Origin of the sequence: Thiorhodococcus drewsii AZ1 (assembly GCF_000224065.1) — a bacterium.
GTDB lineage: Bacteria > Pseudomonadota > Gammaproteobacteria > Chromatiales > Chromatiaceae > Imhoffiella > Imhoffiella drewsii.
In genome coordinates this window covers 58,411-74,483 of the sequence record NZ_AFWT01000005.1, presented here as the reverse complement: position 1 = coordinate 74,483, position 16,073 = coordinate 58,411, and the positions used below count along the sequence as shown (strand labels likewise).

Below are 16,073 nucleotides of genomic sequence, written 5' to 3'. Positions count from 1 at the left end.
ATCCCGTCATGACGCCCTGGCTCGACTGCTCGCCCGCCGCGCTGCTGCTGAGTCTGGAGGTCGCCGGCGTGGTGCTGGTGCTCTTCCTGGTGGCGGGCATTGCGCTCGGCTATGCGCTCAGTCAGCCGATTCCGTTCCGTAATCTGCTGGATGCCCTGGTTTCGCTGCCGCTGGTGTTTCCGCCCATCGCCATCGGCTTCTTTCTGCTGATGCTGTTCGGGCGTCACGGGGTTATCGGCGACCCATTGCACCAGTACCTGGACTGGGATCTGGTGTTCTCCTTTCCGGCACTGGTGATGGCTGCTTTCATCGCCGGGCTGCCGCTGGTCGTCAAGCCTATCCAGTCGGCGATCGAGGGCAGCGCGCGCGAGCTGATCGAGGTCTCCTACACGCTCGGCAAGGGCCGGCTGGAGACGCTCTTTCTGGTGGTGATTCCGGTCGTCCGGCGGCACATCGCCGCCGGTCTGACCCTGGGGGTCGGGCGCTCTTTCGGCGAGGTGGGAATGACCCTGATGCTTGGAGGCAACATTCTGGGTTCGACCGAGACCCTGTCGCTGGCCATCTACAACCAGGTTCTCGACGGCAATTTCGCGTGCGCCACCCGGCTGTCGATTTTGCTCGGGGCGCTGTCGCTGGGGCTCTTTCTGCTGCTGCGGCGGTTGGGGAGGCTGTGATGCCCTGTCTGGACGCCGATCTCGAGTTCAGACGCGCCGCCTTCCGGCTCGCCGCCCGGATCCGTGTTCCGGAGACCGGGATCACGGCCCTGGTCGGTCCTTCGGGCTGCGGCAAGACGACTCTGCTGCGCCTGCTCGCCGGACTGGAGCGGCCGATGTCCGGCTGCATTCGACACGGCGAACGGGTCTGGTTCGATCAGGGACAGCGGATCGATCTTCCCCCGAGGCACCGCCGCGCGGGTCTCATGTTCCAGGACTATGCGCTCTTCCCGCATCTGAGCGTGGCGCGCAACGTCGCCTATGGACAGCCGCACGGCGATGGGGAAGGGGAGGTGCGTGTCTGGCTCGATCGATTGCAGTTGCAAACCTTCGCCGAGCGCCGGCCTCATGCGCTCTCGGGCGGTCAGAAACAGCGGGTCGCCCTGGCGCGCGCGCTGGCCTCGCGTCCGGAGGTGCTGCTGCTCGACGAGCCCTTCTCGGCCGTCGATCTGGGGCTGCGTCAGTCGCTGCGCCTGCTGTTCCAGGAGGTGGTCGCCGAGCGCGCGTTACCGACCGTCCTGGTGACGCACGATCTCGACGACGTTCGCCATCTCGCCGATCGGGTCGGGGTGTTGATCGCGGGCGAATTGCGCCAGTTCGGTCCGACCTCCGAGGTCTTCTCTCATCCTCTCGATGTCGAGGTGGCCCAGGTTTTGGGTTGGGACAACAGGCTCCCTGTGTCTGGCTGCGAGGGCGGTTGGGCGCGAGGCGATTGGGGGCGGCTGCGATTGAACGGATCGTGCTCGTCCGGGTTCCCCGAGCACATTGCCATCCGACCCCATGGACCCAGTCTGACCGATGGTACCGGCCTGTCCGTGGAGATCGCTCGCGTCACCGACATGGGGGGGTATCGGGTCCTGCTCTGTCGTCTGCCCGACCGCACGGCGCTGCGTATCCATCTTCCGTCGGATCAACATCCCCCTGCGCTGGGGGTCCAGACGCGTCTGCGGGTTCCAGACGACTGCATTGTGCCGCTGCCCGCCCCGGCCCTTGGCGCGGCAATTCCTGCGTCCGCATTCACCTGAACCGAGGTCATCGCCATGAACGACGTCTTCACATCCGAGTGCGCCTATGGCAAGCATCCCCGTCGTCACCGCCGGGACAAGTCGGACAATTGCGCCCCAAGCTGGCAGAACGCGTTACCCCGGGAATGGCGCGACCGGGTCGTCGTGCCTCTGTCCTTTCGCGTCTTTCGGGAATTCGAGATCCCCGCACGTCGCGTCTTCGGCTACGACCAGGACGGCGCGATCTGTTATAGCGCCCACGATTATCGATTGATCGACGTGCGCTCGGACGACGACGAGGACTTCTACGAGACGCTTGTCTATGCCGAGTCGGTCTTCGCCTGGCGACTGACCGACGGATGCTGGCTGGTGAATCGCCGCATCGAATCGCTCGGCGCCGAGGGCGAATCCGAAAACGACCTTCGGGTCGAGGAGAGGATGCCGCGTTGATCATGGGGAATGGTTTCGATCTAATAGCTCGATTTGAACGCCCGTTATGGGTCTGACCGACATCGAGTGACCAGATTTCATATGAATCCGACCCCTTTTTACCCTTTGATCGACGCCCGGACCCTGATCGACCAGATCCAGGATCCCAATCTTCGCGTATTCGACTGTCGCTTTTCCTTGGCCGAGCCGGAGCTTGGTTCACGGGTCTATCGGGAAGGGCACATTCCCGGTGCCTATTACGCCAATCTCGACACCCATCTTTCCTCGCCGATCGGTCCCGAGACCGGACGGCATCCGCTGCCGGATCCGGCACGCCTGGCCGATTGGCTCGGCCAGTGCGGCGTGACCAGTGACACGCGCGTTGTGGTCTACGACGATCTGGGCGGCACCTTTGCTGGGCGTCTGTGGTGGCTGTTGGGCTGGCTGGGTCATTCGCAGGTGGCCATGCTCGACGGCGGACTGACCGCCTGGACCGAGGCGGGTGGCGATCTGAGCACAGAGACACCCACTGCCGATGCTGGCGTCTTTTCGGCGGCACCCGAAGATAACGCCTGGATCACCAGCGACGCCTTGGTTGCAGCCCTGGCGGCGGAGACGGTACGGATTATCGACGCGCGGGCACCCGAGCGTTTCAGCGGTGAGGTCGAGACCACGGACTCGGTCGGCGGCCATATCCCCGATGCGATCAACCTGCCGCTCACCGGCAACCTGGGTTCGGATGGACGCTTCCTGCCGCCCGAGGAGCTACGCCAGCGTTTCCTCTCGGCGATCGGCGATGTGCCGCCGAATCGCGTCGTTCATAGCTGTGGGTCGGGGGTCACGGCCTGTCACAATCTGTTGGCCATGGAGGTTGCCGGGCTCGCCGGGTCGCGGCTTTATGTCGGGTCCTGGAGCGAATGGATCCGCTCGCCCGAGCGTCCCGTTGCGACCGGATTGTAGCGATTTTGACGGGGGCTTGGGTCTTTGCTCCGGTGACTCGAATATCCCCAATCGCTGTGAGCGACCCTGTGGGTAAGTTGTGAGATATCGACCTAAGGTACGGGCGGGAATGGAGAAATCGTGGGCTGGTCAGAAGTCGTCCATGCCGGTCGGGTGTCCGTTCCGCTCCATGGAGTCTGTTGGTACAGGCCATCGAGATTGACGCCCGTTTTTTGGCGGTCACGCGCGGGTGCGCGTTGTGGATCCCGCGCGTGACCGGTCAGGCTGGGCTCAGTTGGAGAGCGCCTGTTGGATGGCATCCAGATCGAGCGCGTTCAGGTAGTCTTCGATGGGTTTGGAGTCCTTCAGATGCGAGCCCTGGCCCTGGATGACGAGCCGGTTGCCGACCATCAGGGTGATCTCGTAGTCCTCGCTGTCGGCGGCGTGCTCGATCATGCCGCGAAAACCTTTCAGCGAGTAGGTTTTCATGTCCTGATTGCTCTGCATCATGAGCGGCATCGACAGGGCCATGGTGAGCATGGGCATCATGGGCGAGTCGGCCATGAGATTGAGCGAGACCTCGCTCTGATCGTCGCGGAAGTAGCGCCGGCTCAGCGTGGTGCCGGTAATCATGGCCGCCATGCCGCCGGATTGGGCCTCAGGTGCGTCCGCCTTCCAACCGTCGAGCGGTTCGGGCAGCAGCTTGAGCAGGCTCGCCGTCATCTGCTCCTGGATCTTGCTCACCGCGAAGTTCAGCGTTTCCACCGCAGAGCGCAGCTCGCCGGCCTCATAGGATGTGCGCGCGGCATCGATCTGGTCGGTGACCTCGTCTGCCGATGCGGTGGTGGACAGGGTGAGCGCGGCCGTGAACGCCAGTAGGGTTGCGGTTTGTTTCATCATGAAATCGTCTCTCTTGAAGTCGTGGATCTGTGGTGATGCGGGGCTCCGGCCTTTGTGTATCCGGTGTAGCCAGCGAGAGTGGATCGATACTGGTGCGATCTCTGGTCGCTATTGTGCCTGAATCCTTGGGACGCGCGGTTTGGGTTGCGGTGGTCTGATGGCGACGGAGCGTGCTCGCGTCGAGCGAGCGCCGGTCAGTGAGGACACGCGGCTTGATGGCGTCGAAGAGGCGCGTCGTGGGTGGATCTCAGTCGGTGAGGGCGAGCAGCTCTTTGACCTGTTCGACCAGTTCGCGGGTCGAGAAGGGTTTGGTCATGTAGGCGTCGGCGCCCAGGCTCAGTCCCTTTTGTCGGTCGGCCTCGCCGCCCTTGGCGGTCAGCATCAGGATGCGGGTATGGGCCAACTCTGGTTCGGATCGAACGGTCTCCAGGACCGCGAAGCCGTCGAGCTTGGGCATCATGACGTCGAGCACCACAAGGTCGGGGCGGTGGGTGCGCACGGCGTTCAGGCCGGCCTCGCCATCGCGCGCGACACGGACCTCGTGGCCTTCGCGCATCATCAGGAATTCGAGTGAGATGACGATATTGGGCTCATCGTCGACGATCAGGATGCGTTTGCTCATGTGGATCCCTTCATCCCAGTTCTCCCCTCGGGATGTGCGGGGAGCTCGAAGCAGAGGGTAGCACCTTTTTCGGGCTGATTTAGCGCCCAGAGCCGACCGCCCAGATGATCGATGATCTGACGGCTGATCGGCAGTCCGAGCCCGGTTCCGGCGGGTTTGGATCCGCCGATCTGGGTCTGGTGGAATTTCTCGAAGACCTGCTCCAGATCCTCCTCTGCGATACCGGGTCCGTTGTCGTTCACGCAGACGCGCCAACGATCGTCATGCGTCGAGAGATGGATATGGATCCGGCCTCCCTCGTCCGCCGCGAACTTGGCGGCATTGGAGAGCAGATTCACCATGACCTGGATCAGACGGTCTCGGTCGCCCCACACGAGCGCGGGCCGGGTCTGAAGGTCTAGATCCAACTGGCTGCCCCGGTCGGCGATCAGTTGCCTGGTTGCGGCGACGGATTGCTCGATGACCCCACGCAGATCGATCGTCTCGTTGCGCCATTCGGCTCGACCGGACTCGATCTTGGCCAGATCGAGGACCTGATTGACCAATCGCGACAGACGCTCGGTCTCGCTGACCAGGATGCCGAGGAAGTGTCGGCGCTGGTCGAGCTCAATCGTCGGATCGTCGAAAAGGATTTCCGAAAAGGCGCGAATGGAGGCGAGCGGCGTGCGCAGCTCGTGCGTGACCGAGGAGATGAAGTCGTCCTTCAGACGGTCGAGTTCCTGCAGGCGCTGGTTCGCGGCGCGCAACTCCTCGGTGGCCTCCTCCAAGGCGCGCGACTTCTGTTCCAGCTCATAGCTGTAGGCGCGGATCTGGGATGCCTCATCGAGGATGTCGAGCACCTCTTCGAGTCCGAGCGTCTCCTCCTGTGTGACCGAGGCGACCATGACCCGTGCCGAGGCGCTGCCGATGGCGCCCGAGAGCAGGATCTCGGCGAAGTTGACGGTCTCGGCGTCGGCCGGCAGTGCGCTGGTCGAATCGTATCCCCGGCCTTTGGCGAGATATTCGAACGCCTCGTGGGTGCGTCGGACCCCCAGGAAGCGCTCGACCAAGGCGGTCAGCTCGCGCAGCTCCGCGCTGCCGCGCCAGAGCCGGGGGCTGGTCGGATGGCTCTGGTGTAGCGCATCCACGAAGAGACGCGCCTGGCGTGTCTCTATGGCATTGGGTTTGCGTCGCGATGAGACCAGCAGAAAGACACCGATGTTGAGGGTCAGGCTCCAGAAGAATCCGTGTGTGACCGGGTTCCATCCATCCAGCCGGAACAATGCCTGCGGGGCCAGAAAGTCGAGACCACCAGGGCCGGACTCCATGAAGGCGGGCGGCAGCCAGCCCGAGCGGGCGAATGAAGGCAGCAGCAGACAGTAGATCCAGACGAGGAATCCAGCCGAGAGTCCGGCCAGCGCACCCTCGCGCGTGCCGCCGCGCCAATAGAGTCCGCCGATCACCGCAGGGGCGAACTGGGCGACGGCGACGAAGCTGATGAGCCCGATGCTGACCAGCGCATAGGCCTCGCCAGCGAAGTGGTAATAGAGATACCCCATCAGCAGGATCACCAGGATGGCGCCCCGGCGCACGTTGAGCAGCAGTCGTCCCAGATTGGCCGGGGGCGGGTGGCGGCGCCAGAGGCGCATGAGCGCCGGGAGTACCAGATCGTTGCTGACCATGGTGGAGAGGGCGATGCTCTCGACGATCACCATGCCGGTTGCGGCCGACAGCCCACCGATGAAGACCAGCAGCGCGAGCCAAGGCTGGTCGAAGGCGATCGGCAGGGTGAGCATGAAGGTGTCGGCGTCGACCTCTCCGTTTGGAAACAGAATCAGTCCGGTGATGGCGATCGGGACGACGAAGAGGTTGATCAGAAGCAGATAGAGTGGGAAGGCCCAGATGGCGCGTTTCAGATGGCTCTCGTCGCTGATCTCCACGATGCCCATCTGGAACTGGCGCGGAAGCAGGATGACCGCGAGTCCGGCCAGCAGACTGATGGCGAACCAGTCCTCGAAGGGCGAGACGCTGGGTTCGAGCAATGGTCGCAGCGCCTCCTGGGTTTGCGGTGTCGCCGCGAGCTGGCCCAGTTCCGTGGGGCCGAGTCCCAACAGGCCGAGTGTGACGAACAGACCGACCGCGAGGAAGGCGACCAGCTTGACGATCGATTCGAAGGCGATGGCGGCGACTATGCCCTCGTGACGCTCGCTTGCGTCAAGCTGGCGCGTACCGAAAAGGATGGCGAAGGCGGCGAGCAGCAGGGTGGCGACGAAGGCGTTGTCATGCCACAGTGGCAGGCTCGTCTGCTCCGGCATCCTGATCTCAGGATAATGATGGAGGATGATGAAGCTCCAGGAGATCGCCTTGAGCTGCAGCGAGATGTAGGGAACGACCCCGACGACTGCGATCAGGGTGACCAGCCCTCCAAGTATCTGGCTCTTACCGTAGCGCGCGGCGATGAAATCCGCGATCGAGGTGATGCGCTCGGATTTGCTCACCCGGATCATTTTGAGCAGGACCGATCCCCAGAGCAGCGCCATCAGCGTCGGTCCCAGATAGATGGGCAGGAATCCGATGCCGTTCTCGGTGGCGCGTCCGACGCTGCCGTAGAAGGTCCAGGCGGTGCAGTAGACCGCGAGCGAGAGTCCATAGACGGTTGGGTGGGCGATGACCGAGCGCCCGTGATCGGCGCGCCGGTCGGCCCAGAAGGCGATGGCGAACAGCAGGCACAGATAGAGACAGGAGATCCCGACGATGAGCGCTCCGTCGATCATGGTCTCAGTGCCGATACCGATCGCGCGACAGGATCCAGGCCGCTACGCCGATGATGGCCGCCCAGGCCAGGAATAGATAGATGAGCAGAGCGGGAATTCCGAGGAGTCGATCGAGTGCCTCGAACTGGCCGATCAGCGGTGAGAAAAGCATCAGCAATCCCGCGAGAAAAAGCACCAACAGGCGTTGTCTAGCCAGGCTAGCGCGAGGCATGGGATCTCCCTGCGAGATGTGCGGTTGGTTCGATGTGCTGGATGGCGCGCTGATGGAGCGTTCTGTTTTCGCGTCTGGATCCGCCGATAGACCGATATCGATCGCTGGATATTGGGCTGCCTGTCCATGGACTCAAGAGTTCTGATGCTGCGGATTCAGTCGAATCCTCTTCGTCGATATCCGATGCGATCCGCTGTCGGACGGGTTTTCGGGGCCGATCGAGCAAGGTTCGCGATGGCGGTCAAGGCGCCGGCCTGAGTGGGCGGCTCGGCGCAGGGACCGTTCCTTGGCGCGAACAGGTGGCTCTGTAGCAGCGATTGCTGGGGGTCAGACGCGAGTGGTCTGCACTTCCTTCAGGAACTCCTCTGGCGCGAGCACTGGAATCGAGGGATTTATGAAGTCGATCGGGTTCAGTGTGACGAGTCGGTCGAGCCCGTTTACCCGGGCGCATTCATGAGTGAGTGCGTCGTCTAAATATTCCCATTCAAGGGCCATTGCCGCGTCCACGACGGCTGCGTCGACTGGTGCGATGTTCAGCGTGCCGCGCAAGTCTATAAGCTGGGATCGTGCGCTCAACCAGCCATGCGAGCGGCTCAGGATATCGTTGAGCGAATCGATCGCGGTTGCGCATAGATAACCGTCGACCTTGCCATTGGTGACGAGTTGGAGAGCGGAGATCGAGGCCGGTTGTTTAGCTGCCTCTCCGATGAGGGCGTCGACTAGGACGGTGAGGTCAAACAGTACCTTCGTTTGCGCGGTCATTGGGAATGCCTCCTTAGCTATGCGTTTATAGTTCGTCGAGCCGGGGGGGATCTCTTTTCATGAGTTTCCACTGAGCTCTAAATCGCGTGAGTCGCGTGTTGAGATGGACGCGATGAAGTTGGCGTCAGACGGTCGTGCTCGGCCGAAAATAGGCGGGTGCTGAACGGGAAAAGGAGCGATACCAGATGGCCGAATAGAGGAGATGCCTCGGATTGCACGTCCGGTGCCCCGCTGAAGTGGGCGCGTGCAGCGCGGACGGTTGTCCGTGTTCTTAAGGGCGTTGTCCTGATGCCTACTGAGCATGTCCTTGATTTTCTGCTCATCGGTTTGATTAACGATTTGTAAGATTCTGCCTCGATTTGGGTGTAGGCGCGAGGGCAATTTGAGGCGGAAGCGGTGGCTTCCGCGTTTTGTGTGCGCTTTGATCCTGCTTAGAGGTCGATCGGATGCGGTTCGGTCCGCCAGATGTGTTCGGCGTACTCACGGATGGCGCGATCCGAGGAAAATTTTCCCATCCGGGCGACATTGAGGATCGACATCCGTGTCCAGTGCCGGTGGTCGCGATAGGCCTCGGCGACATGGTCCTGGCAGGCGATATAGGCGCGGTAGTCGGCGAGGACCATGAACGGGTCCTGGTTGACGAGTCGATCGGTCAGCGGTCGGAACAGTTGTGTGTCGCCGTGCGAGAACAGCCCCGAGTTGATGAGGTCGATGTCCGATTTGAGTTCGGCATCTTTAGCGTAATGCTCCCAGGGGTGGTAGCCCTCGCGTTGGCGTTGGCTGACCTCTTCGGCCGACATGCCGAACAGGAAGAAATTTTCCTTGCCGACCTCTTCTCGGATTTCGACGTTGGCACCGTCCAGTGTGCCGATGGTTAGGGCGCCATTCATCGAGAACTTCATGTTGCCCGTGCCTGAGGCTTCCTTGCCGGCGAGCGAGATCTGTTCGGAGAGGTTGGCCGCCGGATAGAGATGCTGACCATTCTTGACGTTGAAGTCCGGCATGAAGACGACGCGGATGAAGCCGTTGATCTGCGGATCGTTGTTGATGACCTCTGCTACCGCGTTGATGAGTTTGATGATGAGCTTGGCCATGAAATAGCCGGGTGCCGCCTTGCCGCCGAAGATGAAGGCGCGTGGGACCATGTCTTGGTTGGGGCTCTGCTTGAGGCGCTGATAGCAGCGGATGATGTGCAGCAGGTTCAGGTGCTGGCGCTTGTATTCGTGAATGCGCTTGGCCTGGACGTCGAATATGGCCTCCGGGTCGAGCAGGACGCCGGTGCGGTGTTTCAGCCAGGCCGCAAGATCGCGTTTGGCCGCGATCTTGACCTCGTGCCAGCGTTCGTGGAGCCCGCTGTCCATGGCATGGGCCTCGAGATCGCGCAGCCGGTCGAGATCGCGGATCCAGTCGTCGCTGCCGCAGGTTTCGCTGATGAGTCGGGACAGGCGCGGATTGGCGACCACCATGAATCGTCGCGGTGTGACTCCGTTGGTGACGTTGTGGAAACGGTCCGGCCAGAAGTCGTGGAAATCCTTGAACAGGGTGGTTTTGACCAGTTCCGAATGTAGCGCGGCGACACCGTTGACCGCACGGCTGCCGACCACTGCGAGATTGGCCATGCGCACCCGCCGCTCGCCGTCCTCGGCGATCAGCGACATGCGCCGCACCCGATCTTCGTCGCCGAGGAAATGCACTCGGACCTCGTCGAGGAAGTGCCGGTTAATCTCGTAGACGATCTCCAGATGGCGTGGCAGCAGCCGTTCGAACAGGCTGACCGACCAGGTTTCCAGCGCCTCGGGAAGCAAGGTGTGGTTGGTGTAGCAGAAGACGCGGTGGGTAATGTCCCAGGCCCGGTCCCAGTCCATGTCGTGTTCATCCATCAGCAGACGCATGAGCTCGGCGATGGCGAGCGATGGGTGCGTGTCGTTGAGCTGGATGACAAATTTCTCGGCGAAGCTGTCCAGTGGACCGACCGTGTTGAACTGGAGCCGAATCATGTCCTGTATGGAGCAGGACACGAAGAAGAATTGCTGTTTGAGACGCAGTTCCTTGCCGGCCTCGGGCTCGTCGTTGGGGTAGAGCACCTTGGAGATGGTCTCGGCCTCGATTTTGGCATGGACGGCGCCGTAATAGTCGCCGACATTGAACGCCTGGAAATCGAACGACTCTGACGCCTCTGCTTTCCAAAGTCGAAGCAGGTTGACGTTGCCAACGCCGTAACCAAGGATGGGCGTGTCGTAGGCAACCCCATCGATAATCTGCGCGGGCACCCAGCGGGTCCGGGAACGGCCGTCGTGGTCCCGGTACTGCTCGGTATAACCACCGTAGAGGACGGGGAAACGGATCTTGGGTCGAGGGATCTCCCATGGATTGCCGTTGCGCAGCCAGTTGTCGCTTTTTTCCACCTGCCAGCCGTCCTCGATCGTCTGATCGAAGATCCCGAATTCGTAGCGAATGCCGTAACCGATGGACGGGATCTGCAGGGTCGAGAGCGAGTCCATGAAGCAGGCCGCCAGCCGACCGAGCCCACCATTGCCGAGTCCTGGTTCTGCCTCTTCCGCGATGATGGCGTCGAAGTCCAATCCCAGTTCATGTGCGGCCTCGGTCGCAGTCTCGACGATGCCGAGGTTGACCAGGTTGTTGGCCAGGTGGGGGCCCGGCAGGAATTCGGCCGACAGATAGCAGACGGTGCGCGATTGATTGGTCTTGTAGCGCTGAGCCGATTTGATCCAGCGCTCGAGGATGCGGTCGCGAGTGGTGTAGGCGGCGGCCATGTAGAGATCGTGCGGGGTCGCGACCTCTCTGAAACGGCCTTGAATGTAGAAGAGATTGTCCAGGAAGCCCTGTTTCAATGCGGTTTTGGACATCCCGGTACGGGTGCGTTCGCGGTCCACGTCCAACGGCTCAGGGGATTGCGCCATGCTCATGGTGACACCTTGTCGAGAGGGGAGAGGTTGCGAGGATCGGGGGAGGCTGTCGGCCGATCCGCCAAGCGATGGCGGTCGGCCGACGATGCGTTTTAGGAGGTTAGAAGGGCCAGACCCATTCGTCCACCTCGGGCTTGTCGATACCCTGCTCGTGGGCGTAGTTGCGGCATTCTATCTGCATATCGCGCAACTTCTCCTTTACGTGTGCACCGGCGACCTGAAGACGCGGCACCCGGTTGATGACGTCGATCGCCAGGCTGAAACGGTCGATTTCGTTGTTGATCGCCAGTTCCAGCGGAGTGTTGATGTTGCCCTTCTCCTTGTAGCCGCGCACGTGCAGATGGGCGTGGTTGGTGCGGCGATAGGCGAGACGGTGAATCAGCCAAGGATAGCCGTGGAAGTTGAAGATGACCGGCTTGTCCTTGGTGAAGAGGCTGTCGAAATCGGCGTCGCTCAGTCCATGCGGATGCTCGCCGGCCGGCTGCAGGGTGAAGAGATCGACGACATTGATGAAGCGGATCTTGATGTCCTCGAAATGCTCGCGCAGCAGCGCGGTCGCGGCCAGGGCCTCCTTGGTCGGGATGTCGCCGCAGCCAACCATCACGGCATCGGGCTCGCTGCCCTGATCGTTGCTCGCCCAATCCCAGATGCCGATGCCCTTGGTGCAGTGTTTGATCGCGGCATCCATGTCCAGGTATTGGAGATGGTTCTGCTTGTCGGCGACGATGACGTTGATGTTGTCGCGGCTCTTGAGGCAATGGTTGACGGTGGAGAGCAGGGTGTTGACGTCCGGTGGCAGATAGATGCGCGTCACCTCCGGATTCTTGTTCACCACGACGTCGAGGAAGCCGGGGTCCTGATGGGTGAAACCGTTGTGGTCCTGACGCCAAACGGTCGAGGTGATCAGCAGGTTCAGCGAGGAGATCCGGGCACGCCAGGGGATGTCTTCGCAGATCGCCAGCCATTTGGCGTGCTGGTTGTACATGCTGTCGATGACGTGGACGAAGGCCTCATAGGTGGCGAAGAAGCCGTGGCGCCCGGTCAGTACATAGCCCTCGTACCAGCCCTCCAGCGTGTGTTCCGAGAGCATTTCCATGACCCGTCCGTCGGGCGAGAGCTCGCCGCCGTCGGCGTCCTCCTCCCGGTAGTCGCAGAGCCAGAGCTTTTTGCTGACCTCGTAGATGGCGTCGAGCTTGTTCGAGGTGTTCTCGTCCGGTCCGAAGACGCGGAAGTTGTCCATGTTCTTGGCCATGACGTCGCGCAGCAACGCGCCCGTCGGTTTGGTGTTCATGGCGCGAACGCGTCCCGGGTGCGTGATATGCAGGGCGTAGTCGTGGAAATCCGGCATGCGCAGCCCTCGGCGCAGCAGACCGCCGTTGGCGTGCGGGTTGGCGCTCATGCGCATCGTGCCCTCGGGGGCCAGCGCCTTGAGCTCGGGGATGAGCCGTCCTGTGTCGTCGAAGAGTTCCTCCGGGCGATAGCTGCGCATCCAGGCCTCGAGCTGACGCAGATGGGCCTCGTTGGCGCGCATGCCGGATAGCGGAACCTGGTGGGCGCGCCAGAAACCCTCGACCTTGTGTCCGTCGACGCTCTTGGGTCCGGTCCAGCCCTTTGGCGTGCGCAGCACGATCATGGGCCAATGGCAACGTGTCGCCTTGCCGCTTTCGCGTGCCTCTTGCTGGAAGGCGCGGATCTGGGCGTGGCAGACGTCAAGCGTGGCGGCCATGGTCTCGTGCATGGTCATGGGGTCGTCGCCCTCGACGAAATGGGGCGTCCAGCCGTAGCCACGGAAGAGGTCGGTCAGTTCCTCCTTGGGAATGCGCGAGAGCAGGGTCGGGTTGTTGATCTTGTAGCCGTTGAGATGAAGGATCGGCAGTACGGCGCCGTCGCGAATCGGGTTGAGGAATTTGGACGAATGCCAGGAGGTGGCCAGCGGTCCGGTCTCGGACTCGCCGTCGCCGACCGCGACGGCGACCAATAGATCTGGGTTGTCGAAGGCGGCGCCGAAGGCGTGCGAGATGGAGTAGCCCAGCTCGCCGCCCTCGTGGATAGATCCGGGCGTTTCGGGCGTGCAGTGCGAGCCAATTCCGCCGGGGAAGGAGAACTGCTTGAAGAAGGATCTCATGCCCTCTTCGTCTTCGCTCTTGTTGGGATAGATCTCGGAGTAGGTGCCTTCCAGATAGACGGGAGCGAGAACGCCCGGTGCGCCATGTCCGGGACCAGCGAGGAAGATGGCCTCCTGCTGGCGCTCTCTGATGATGCGGTTGAGGTGGACGTACATGAAGGAGAGGCCAGGACTCGCGCCCCAATGACCTAGCAGCCGCTTCTTGAGGTGTTCCTCCTTCAGCGGTTCCTTGAGCAGGGGGTTGGCGCGCAGATAGATCATGCCGACGGCCAGGTAACAGCAGGCGCGCCAATAGGCATCGATGCGTTCGATCTCATCGCTCGTGAGGGTCGCTGTGCTCTCGGATAGGGGAGAGGTCGTCATGAAAGGCTCCTTTGGCTTGGTGGTTGATCGGACTTGGGGTCAGACAAGGACCGACTCGATACGATCCATGAATGCCTTTGGCTTGAGACTCGCGCCTCTGGCGACGAGCATTCCATTCTTCGAGCAGTCCGGTGCACGAGAACGGTGTATGCATCCCTCTGTCGCGCCGGAGATAGCATAGGCTAGCGTCTCCGGAAGATTTCGGGATGAAGGGGAGATTACGGTTGGTTCATCGGACCGGCAGTGCGTTTTGCTGGTACGGTCAATAGCCTGATAGTCTAGAGCGCGAAGTTCAAGTGCCCACTGGGATCCGACCCCGTCGTTTGTACGACTGATGAGGGATGGATGTCACCATCTGAATGATGGGCTTTCCCGGCAAGCCTGTTCCAAACAGCGGATGGAATCAATCCATGACGAACGAGAAATCAGGGGACGAGCCGTTTTCGGGTAGCTATCGCACCGAGGATGTTCAGTTTCTGCTCAAACCGATCGACATCGACCCTATCGAAGTGGCCGAGAAGGAACGGCTCATTCAGAGCGGGCGGCGTCACTACAGCGAGATGCTCAGCCGCGAATCGCTACCCTCGGCGTCCTATCTGGATGTCTTCCATCGCGCGCTGGCCATGGGGCTGGAGCCGATGTCTCGGGGCGCGCTCGATCTGGCGGCGATCATCGCCGCGCGTCGTCCCGGTGATATTACGCTGGTCTCCTTGGCGCGTGCGGGCACGCCGGTCGGTGTCGCGCTTAAGCATCTGTTGCGCGAGGTGTTCGGACGCGATTCCGCGCACTACTCGATCTCGATCATCCGCGATCGTGGGATCGATCGCAATGCGCTGCGCTTTATTCTCGGCCAGGCTGGGCGCGATCCGGCAGGAATCCTGTTCGTCGATGGCTGGACCGGCAAGGGCGTGATCGCGCGAGAGCTGCGTCACGCGCTCGCGGATTTCGAGCGCGACCAAGGGGTGCGTCTGGATCCCGATCTCTATGCCCTGACCGATCTGGCCGGAGTCGGAGTCGCGCCTTCGGACGCCGACTATCTGATTCCATCGAGCATCCTGAACGCCACCATGTCGGGACTCGTCAGTCGCTCCATCCTCAACGAGCGCATCGGGCCAGACGACTTCCACGGCTGTGTCTACTATCGCGAATTCGCCCACGCCGATCTCTCGACCTGGTTCATCGATGAATTGCTCGCCAAGGCGCGCGCCTTGATCGCCGAGGGGTATGTGCCGAGCGACCGGCCGGTCGATCCGGTGGCGGCGCGCTCGCGCTCGGCGGCGATGCTCGACGCCATTCGTAAGTCCTTTGGGATTCGCGATGAGAACTTCATCAAACCCGGTATCGGCGAGGCCACGCGTGTGCTGCTGCGTCGCGTACCCGAGCGCGTCATCATCCGCGATCCAGACGCCCCCGAGGTTGCTCATCTATTGGAGCTGGCGCGCGAAAAGGATGTCCGTTGGCAGGTCGATTCGGGGCTGCCCTACCAGGCCGTGTCGCTCATCAAGGGGGTGAATGATGCCTGATGCCCAACGTCTCGCAGATCGCTCGGCAGAAGTCTTTGATCTGGCTGCTTGGTGAATGACGGGGTTATGGATTGCTGGCAGGCAGCTCGGTTAGGTTGACGTCTTCGTAGGCGGCATCGATGGGGGTGCTGAAGTCGATAGAGGCCAACTCCAGGCGATCTCCCTCGGCGAAAGGGAGCAAGACCCATTGACCTGACTCGTTGCGCCGGAAGACGTCGATCGACATCTGTTCGGGGTCGATGACGACATATTCGCGCAGCGATTCGAGTCGGCGATAGTGGGCGAATTTCTTGCCGCGATCAAAAGCGGCGGTCGAGCTGGACAGAACCTCGACGATCAGCGTCGGGGCCTGCTTGTAATAGGTCTGGGCCGCATCCGCCTTGCTGCAGGTGACGAAGACATCGGGATAGAAAAAGGCGTCCGATGCCTCGACGCGGACCTTCATGTCCGACATATAGACGCGGCAGGGGCTGCCTCGCACATGCGAGCGAAGCAGGGCAAAGAGGTTGCCGGCGATGGTTACATGGGCCTCGCTCGCGCCGGCCATGGCGAAGACCTGCCCAGCCAGATATTCGTGCTTGACCGGTGATTCGATCTCTCCAGCCAGATACTCATCGTGGGTGATGGTGGTCTGTTCCGCCGTGCTCGTCATGGTCGTCTCCTCCTGTTTGGATGCGCATCCGCGTCGGTTCGTGATCGATGCTTCAGGAGGGGCGGGTGGCGGCTGGCGGGGGTGACGGCATGGATGCCGTCGTCAAGCCTACAAAGATGTATCTACGGCGTCCCCCGACAGTTGCTACCC

At 61.9% G+C, this 16,073-nt stretch carries 13 protein-coding genes; 5 read left to right on the top strand and 8 right to left on the bottom strand.

Annotated elements, in window-relative coordinates; genetic code table 11:
• Positions 1-8 precede the first annotated feature (8 nt).
• From THIDRDRAFT_RS04625 to THIDRDRAFT_RS04610, 4 genes are all read left to right on the top strand, one after another.
• Positions 9-674, top strand: coding sequence for a molybdate ABC transporter permease subunit (locus tag THIDRDRAFT_RS04625; protein WP_007039647.1), 666 nt, complete (start codon positions 9-11; stop codon positions 672-674).
• A complete protein-coding gene (locus tag THIDRDRAFT_RS04620) occupies positions 674-1,738 on the top strand; it encodes an ABC transporter ATP-binding protein (protein WP_007039646.1) in 1,065 nt (354 codons plus the stop codon). Before THIDRDRAFT_RS04625 ends, THIDRDRAFT_RS04620 begins: the two co-directional genes overlap by 1 nt.
• 15 nt (positions 1,739-1,753) lie before the next feature.
• Positions 1,754-2,167 (top strand): hypothetical protein, encoded by a 414-nt coding sequence (locus THIDRDRAFT_RS04615; protein ID WP_007039645.1) that lies wholly within the window; start codon positions 1,754-1,756, stop codon positions 2,165-2,167.
• Positions 2,168-2,248: 81 nt separating this feature from the next.
• Positions 2,249-3,106 (top strand): sulfurtransferase, encoded by an 858-nt coding sequence (locus THIDRDRAFT_RS04610; protein ID WP_007039644.1) that lies wholly within the window; start codon positions 2,249-2,251, stop codon positions 3,104-3,106.
• A gap of 270 nt (positions 3,107-3,376) precedes the next feature.
• Here THIDRDRAFT_RS04610 and THIDRDRAFT_RS04605 read toward each other — a convergent pair whose 3' ends face one another.
• The 7 genes from THIDRDRAFT_RS04605 to THIDRDRAFT_RS04575 form a co-directional block, all read right to left on the bottom strand.
• Positions 3,377-3,985 (bottom strand): hypothetical protein, encoded by a 609-nt coding sequence (locus tag THIDRDRAFT_RS04605; protein ID WP_007039643.1) that lies wholly within the window; start codon positions 3,983-3,985, stop codon positions 3,377-3,379.
• A 247-nt stretch (positions 3,986-4,232) separates the two neighbouring features.
• Positions 4,233-4,607, bottom strand: a complete 375-nt coding sequence (locus THIDRDRAFT_RS04600; RefSeq protein WP_007039642.1) for a response regulator transcription factor — start codon at positions 4,605-4,607, stop codon at positions 4,233-4,235.
• The gene (locus THIDRDRAFT_RS04595; protein WP_007039641.1) at positions 4,604-7,360 is read right to left on the bottom strand and encodes an ATP-binding protein; all 2,757 of its coding nucleotides are present in this window, start codon (positions 7,358-7,360) and stop codon (positions 4,604-4,606) included. Before THIDRDRAFT_RS04595 ends, THIDRDRAFT_RS04600 begins: the two co-directional genes overlap by 4 nt.
• Positions 7,361-7,364: 4 nt before the next feature.
• A complete protein-coding gene (locus THIDRDRAFT_RS04590) occupies positions 7,365-7,571 on the bottom strand; it encodes a hypothetical protein (RefSeq protein ID WP_007039640.1) in 207 nt (68 codons plus the stop codon).
• 327 nt (positions 7,572-7,898) lie between these two features.
• On the bottom strand, positions 7,899-8,333 hold the full coding sequence (locus THIDRDRAFT_RS04585; RefSeq protein WP_007039639.1) for a type II toxin-antitoxin system VapC family toxin: 435 nt from the start codon (positions 8,331-8,333) through the stop codon (positions 7,899-7,901).
• 431 nt (positions 8,334-8,764) lie between these two features.
• On the bottom strand, positions 8,765-11,260 hold the full coding sequence (locus THIDRDRAFT_RS04580) for a glycogen/starch/alpha-glucan phosphorylase (RefSeq protein ID WP_007039638.1): 2,496 nt from the start codon (positions 11,258-11,260) through the stop codon (positions 8,765-8,767).
• A 100-nt stretch (positions 11,261-11,360) separates the two neighbouring features.
• The gene (locus THIDRDRAFT_RS04575; protein WP_007039637.1) at positions 11,361-13,748 is read right to left on the bottom strand and encodes a phosphoketolase family protein; all 2,388 of its coding nucleotides are present in this window, start codon (positions 13,746-13,748) and stop codon (positions 11,361-11,363) included.
• A 410-nt stretch (positions 13,749-14,158) separates the two neighbouring features.
• Between THIDRDRAFT_RS04575 and THIDRDRAFT_RS04570 the strand changes: the two genes are divergently transcribed.
• Entirely contained in the window at positions 14,159-15,271 is a 1,113-nt protein-coding gene (locus THIDRDRAFT_RS04570; RefSeq protein ID WP_007039636.1) for a cysteine protease StiP family protein, read from the top strand.
• Between the two features lie 64 nt (positions 15,272-15,335).
• Here THIDRDRAFT_RS04570 and THIDRDRAFT_RS04565 read toward each other — a convergent pair whose 3' ends face one another.
• Entirely contained in the window at positions 15,336-15,923 is a 588-nt protein-coding gene (locus tag THIDRDRAFT_RS04565; RefSeq protein ID WP_007039635.1) for a Uma2 family endonuclease, read from the bottom strand.
• Positions 15,924-16,073 lie beyond the last annotated feature (150 nt).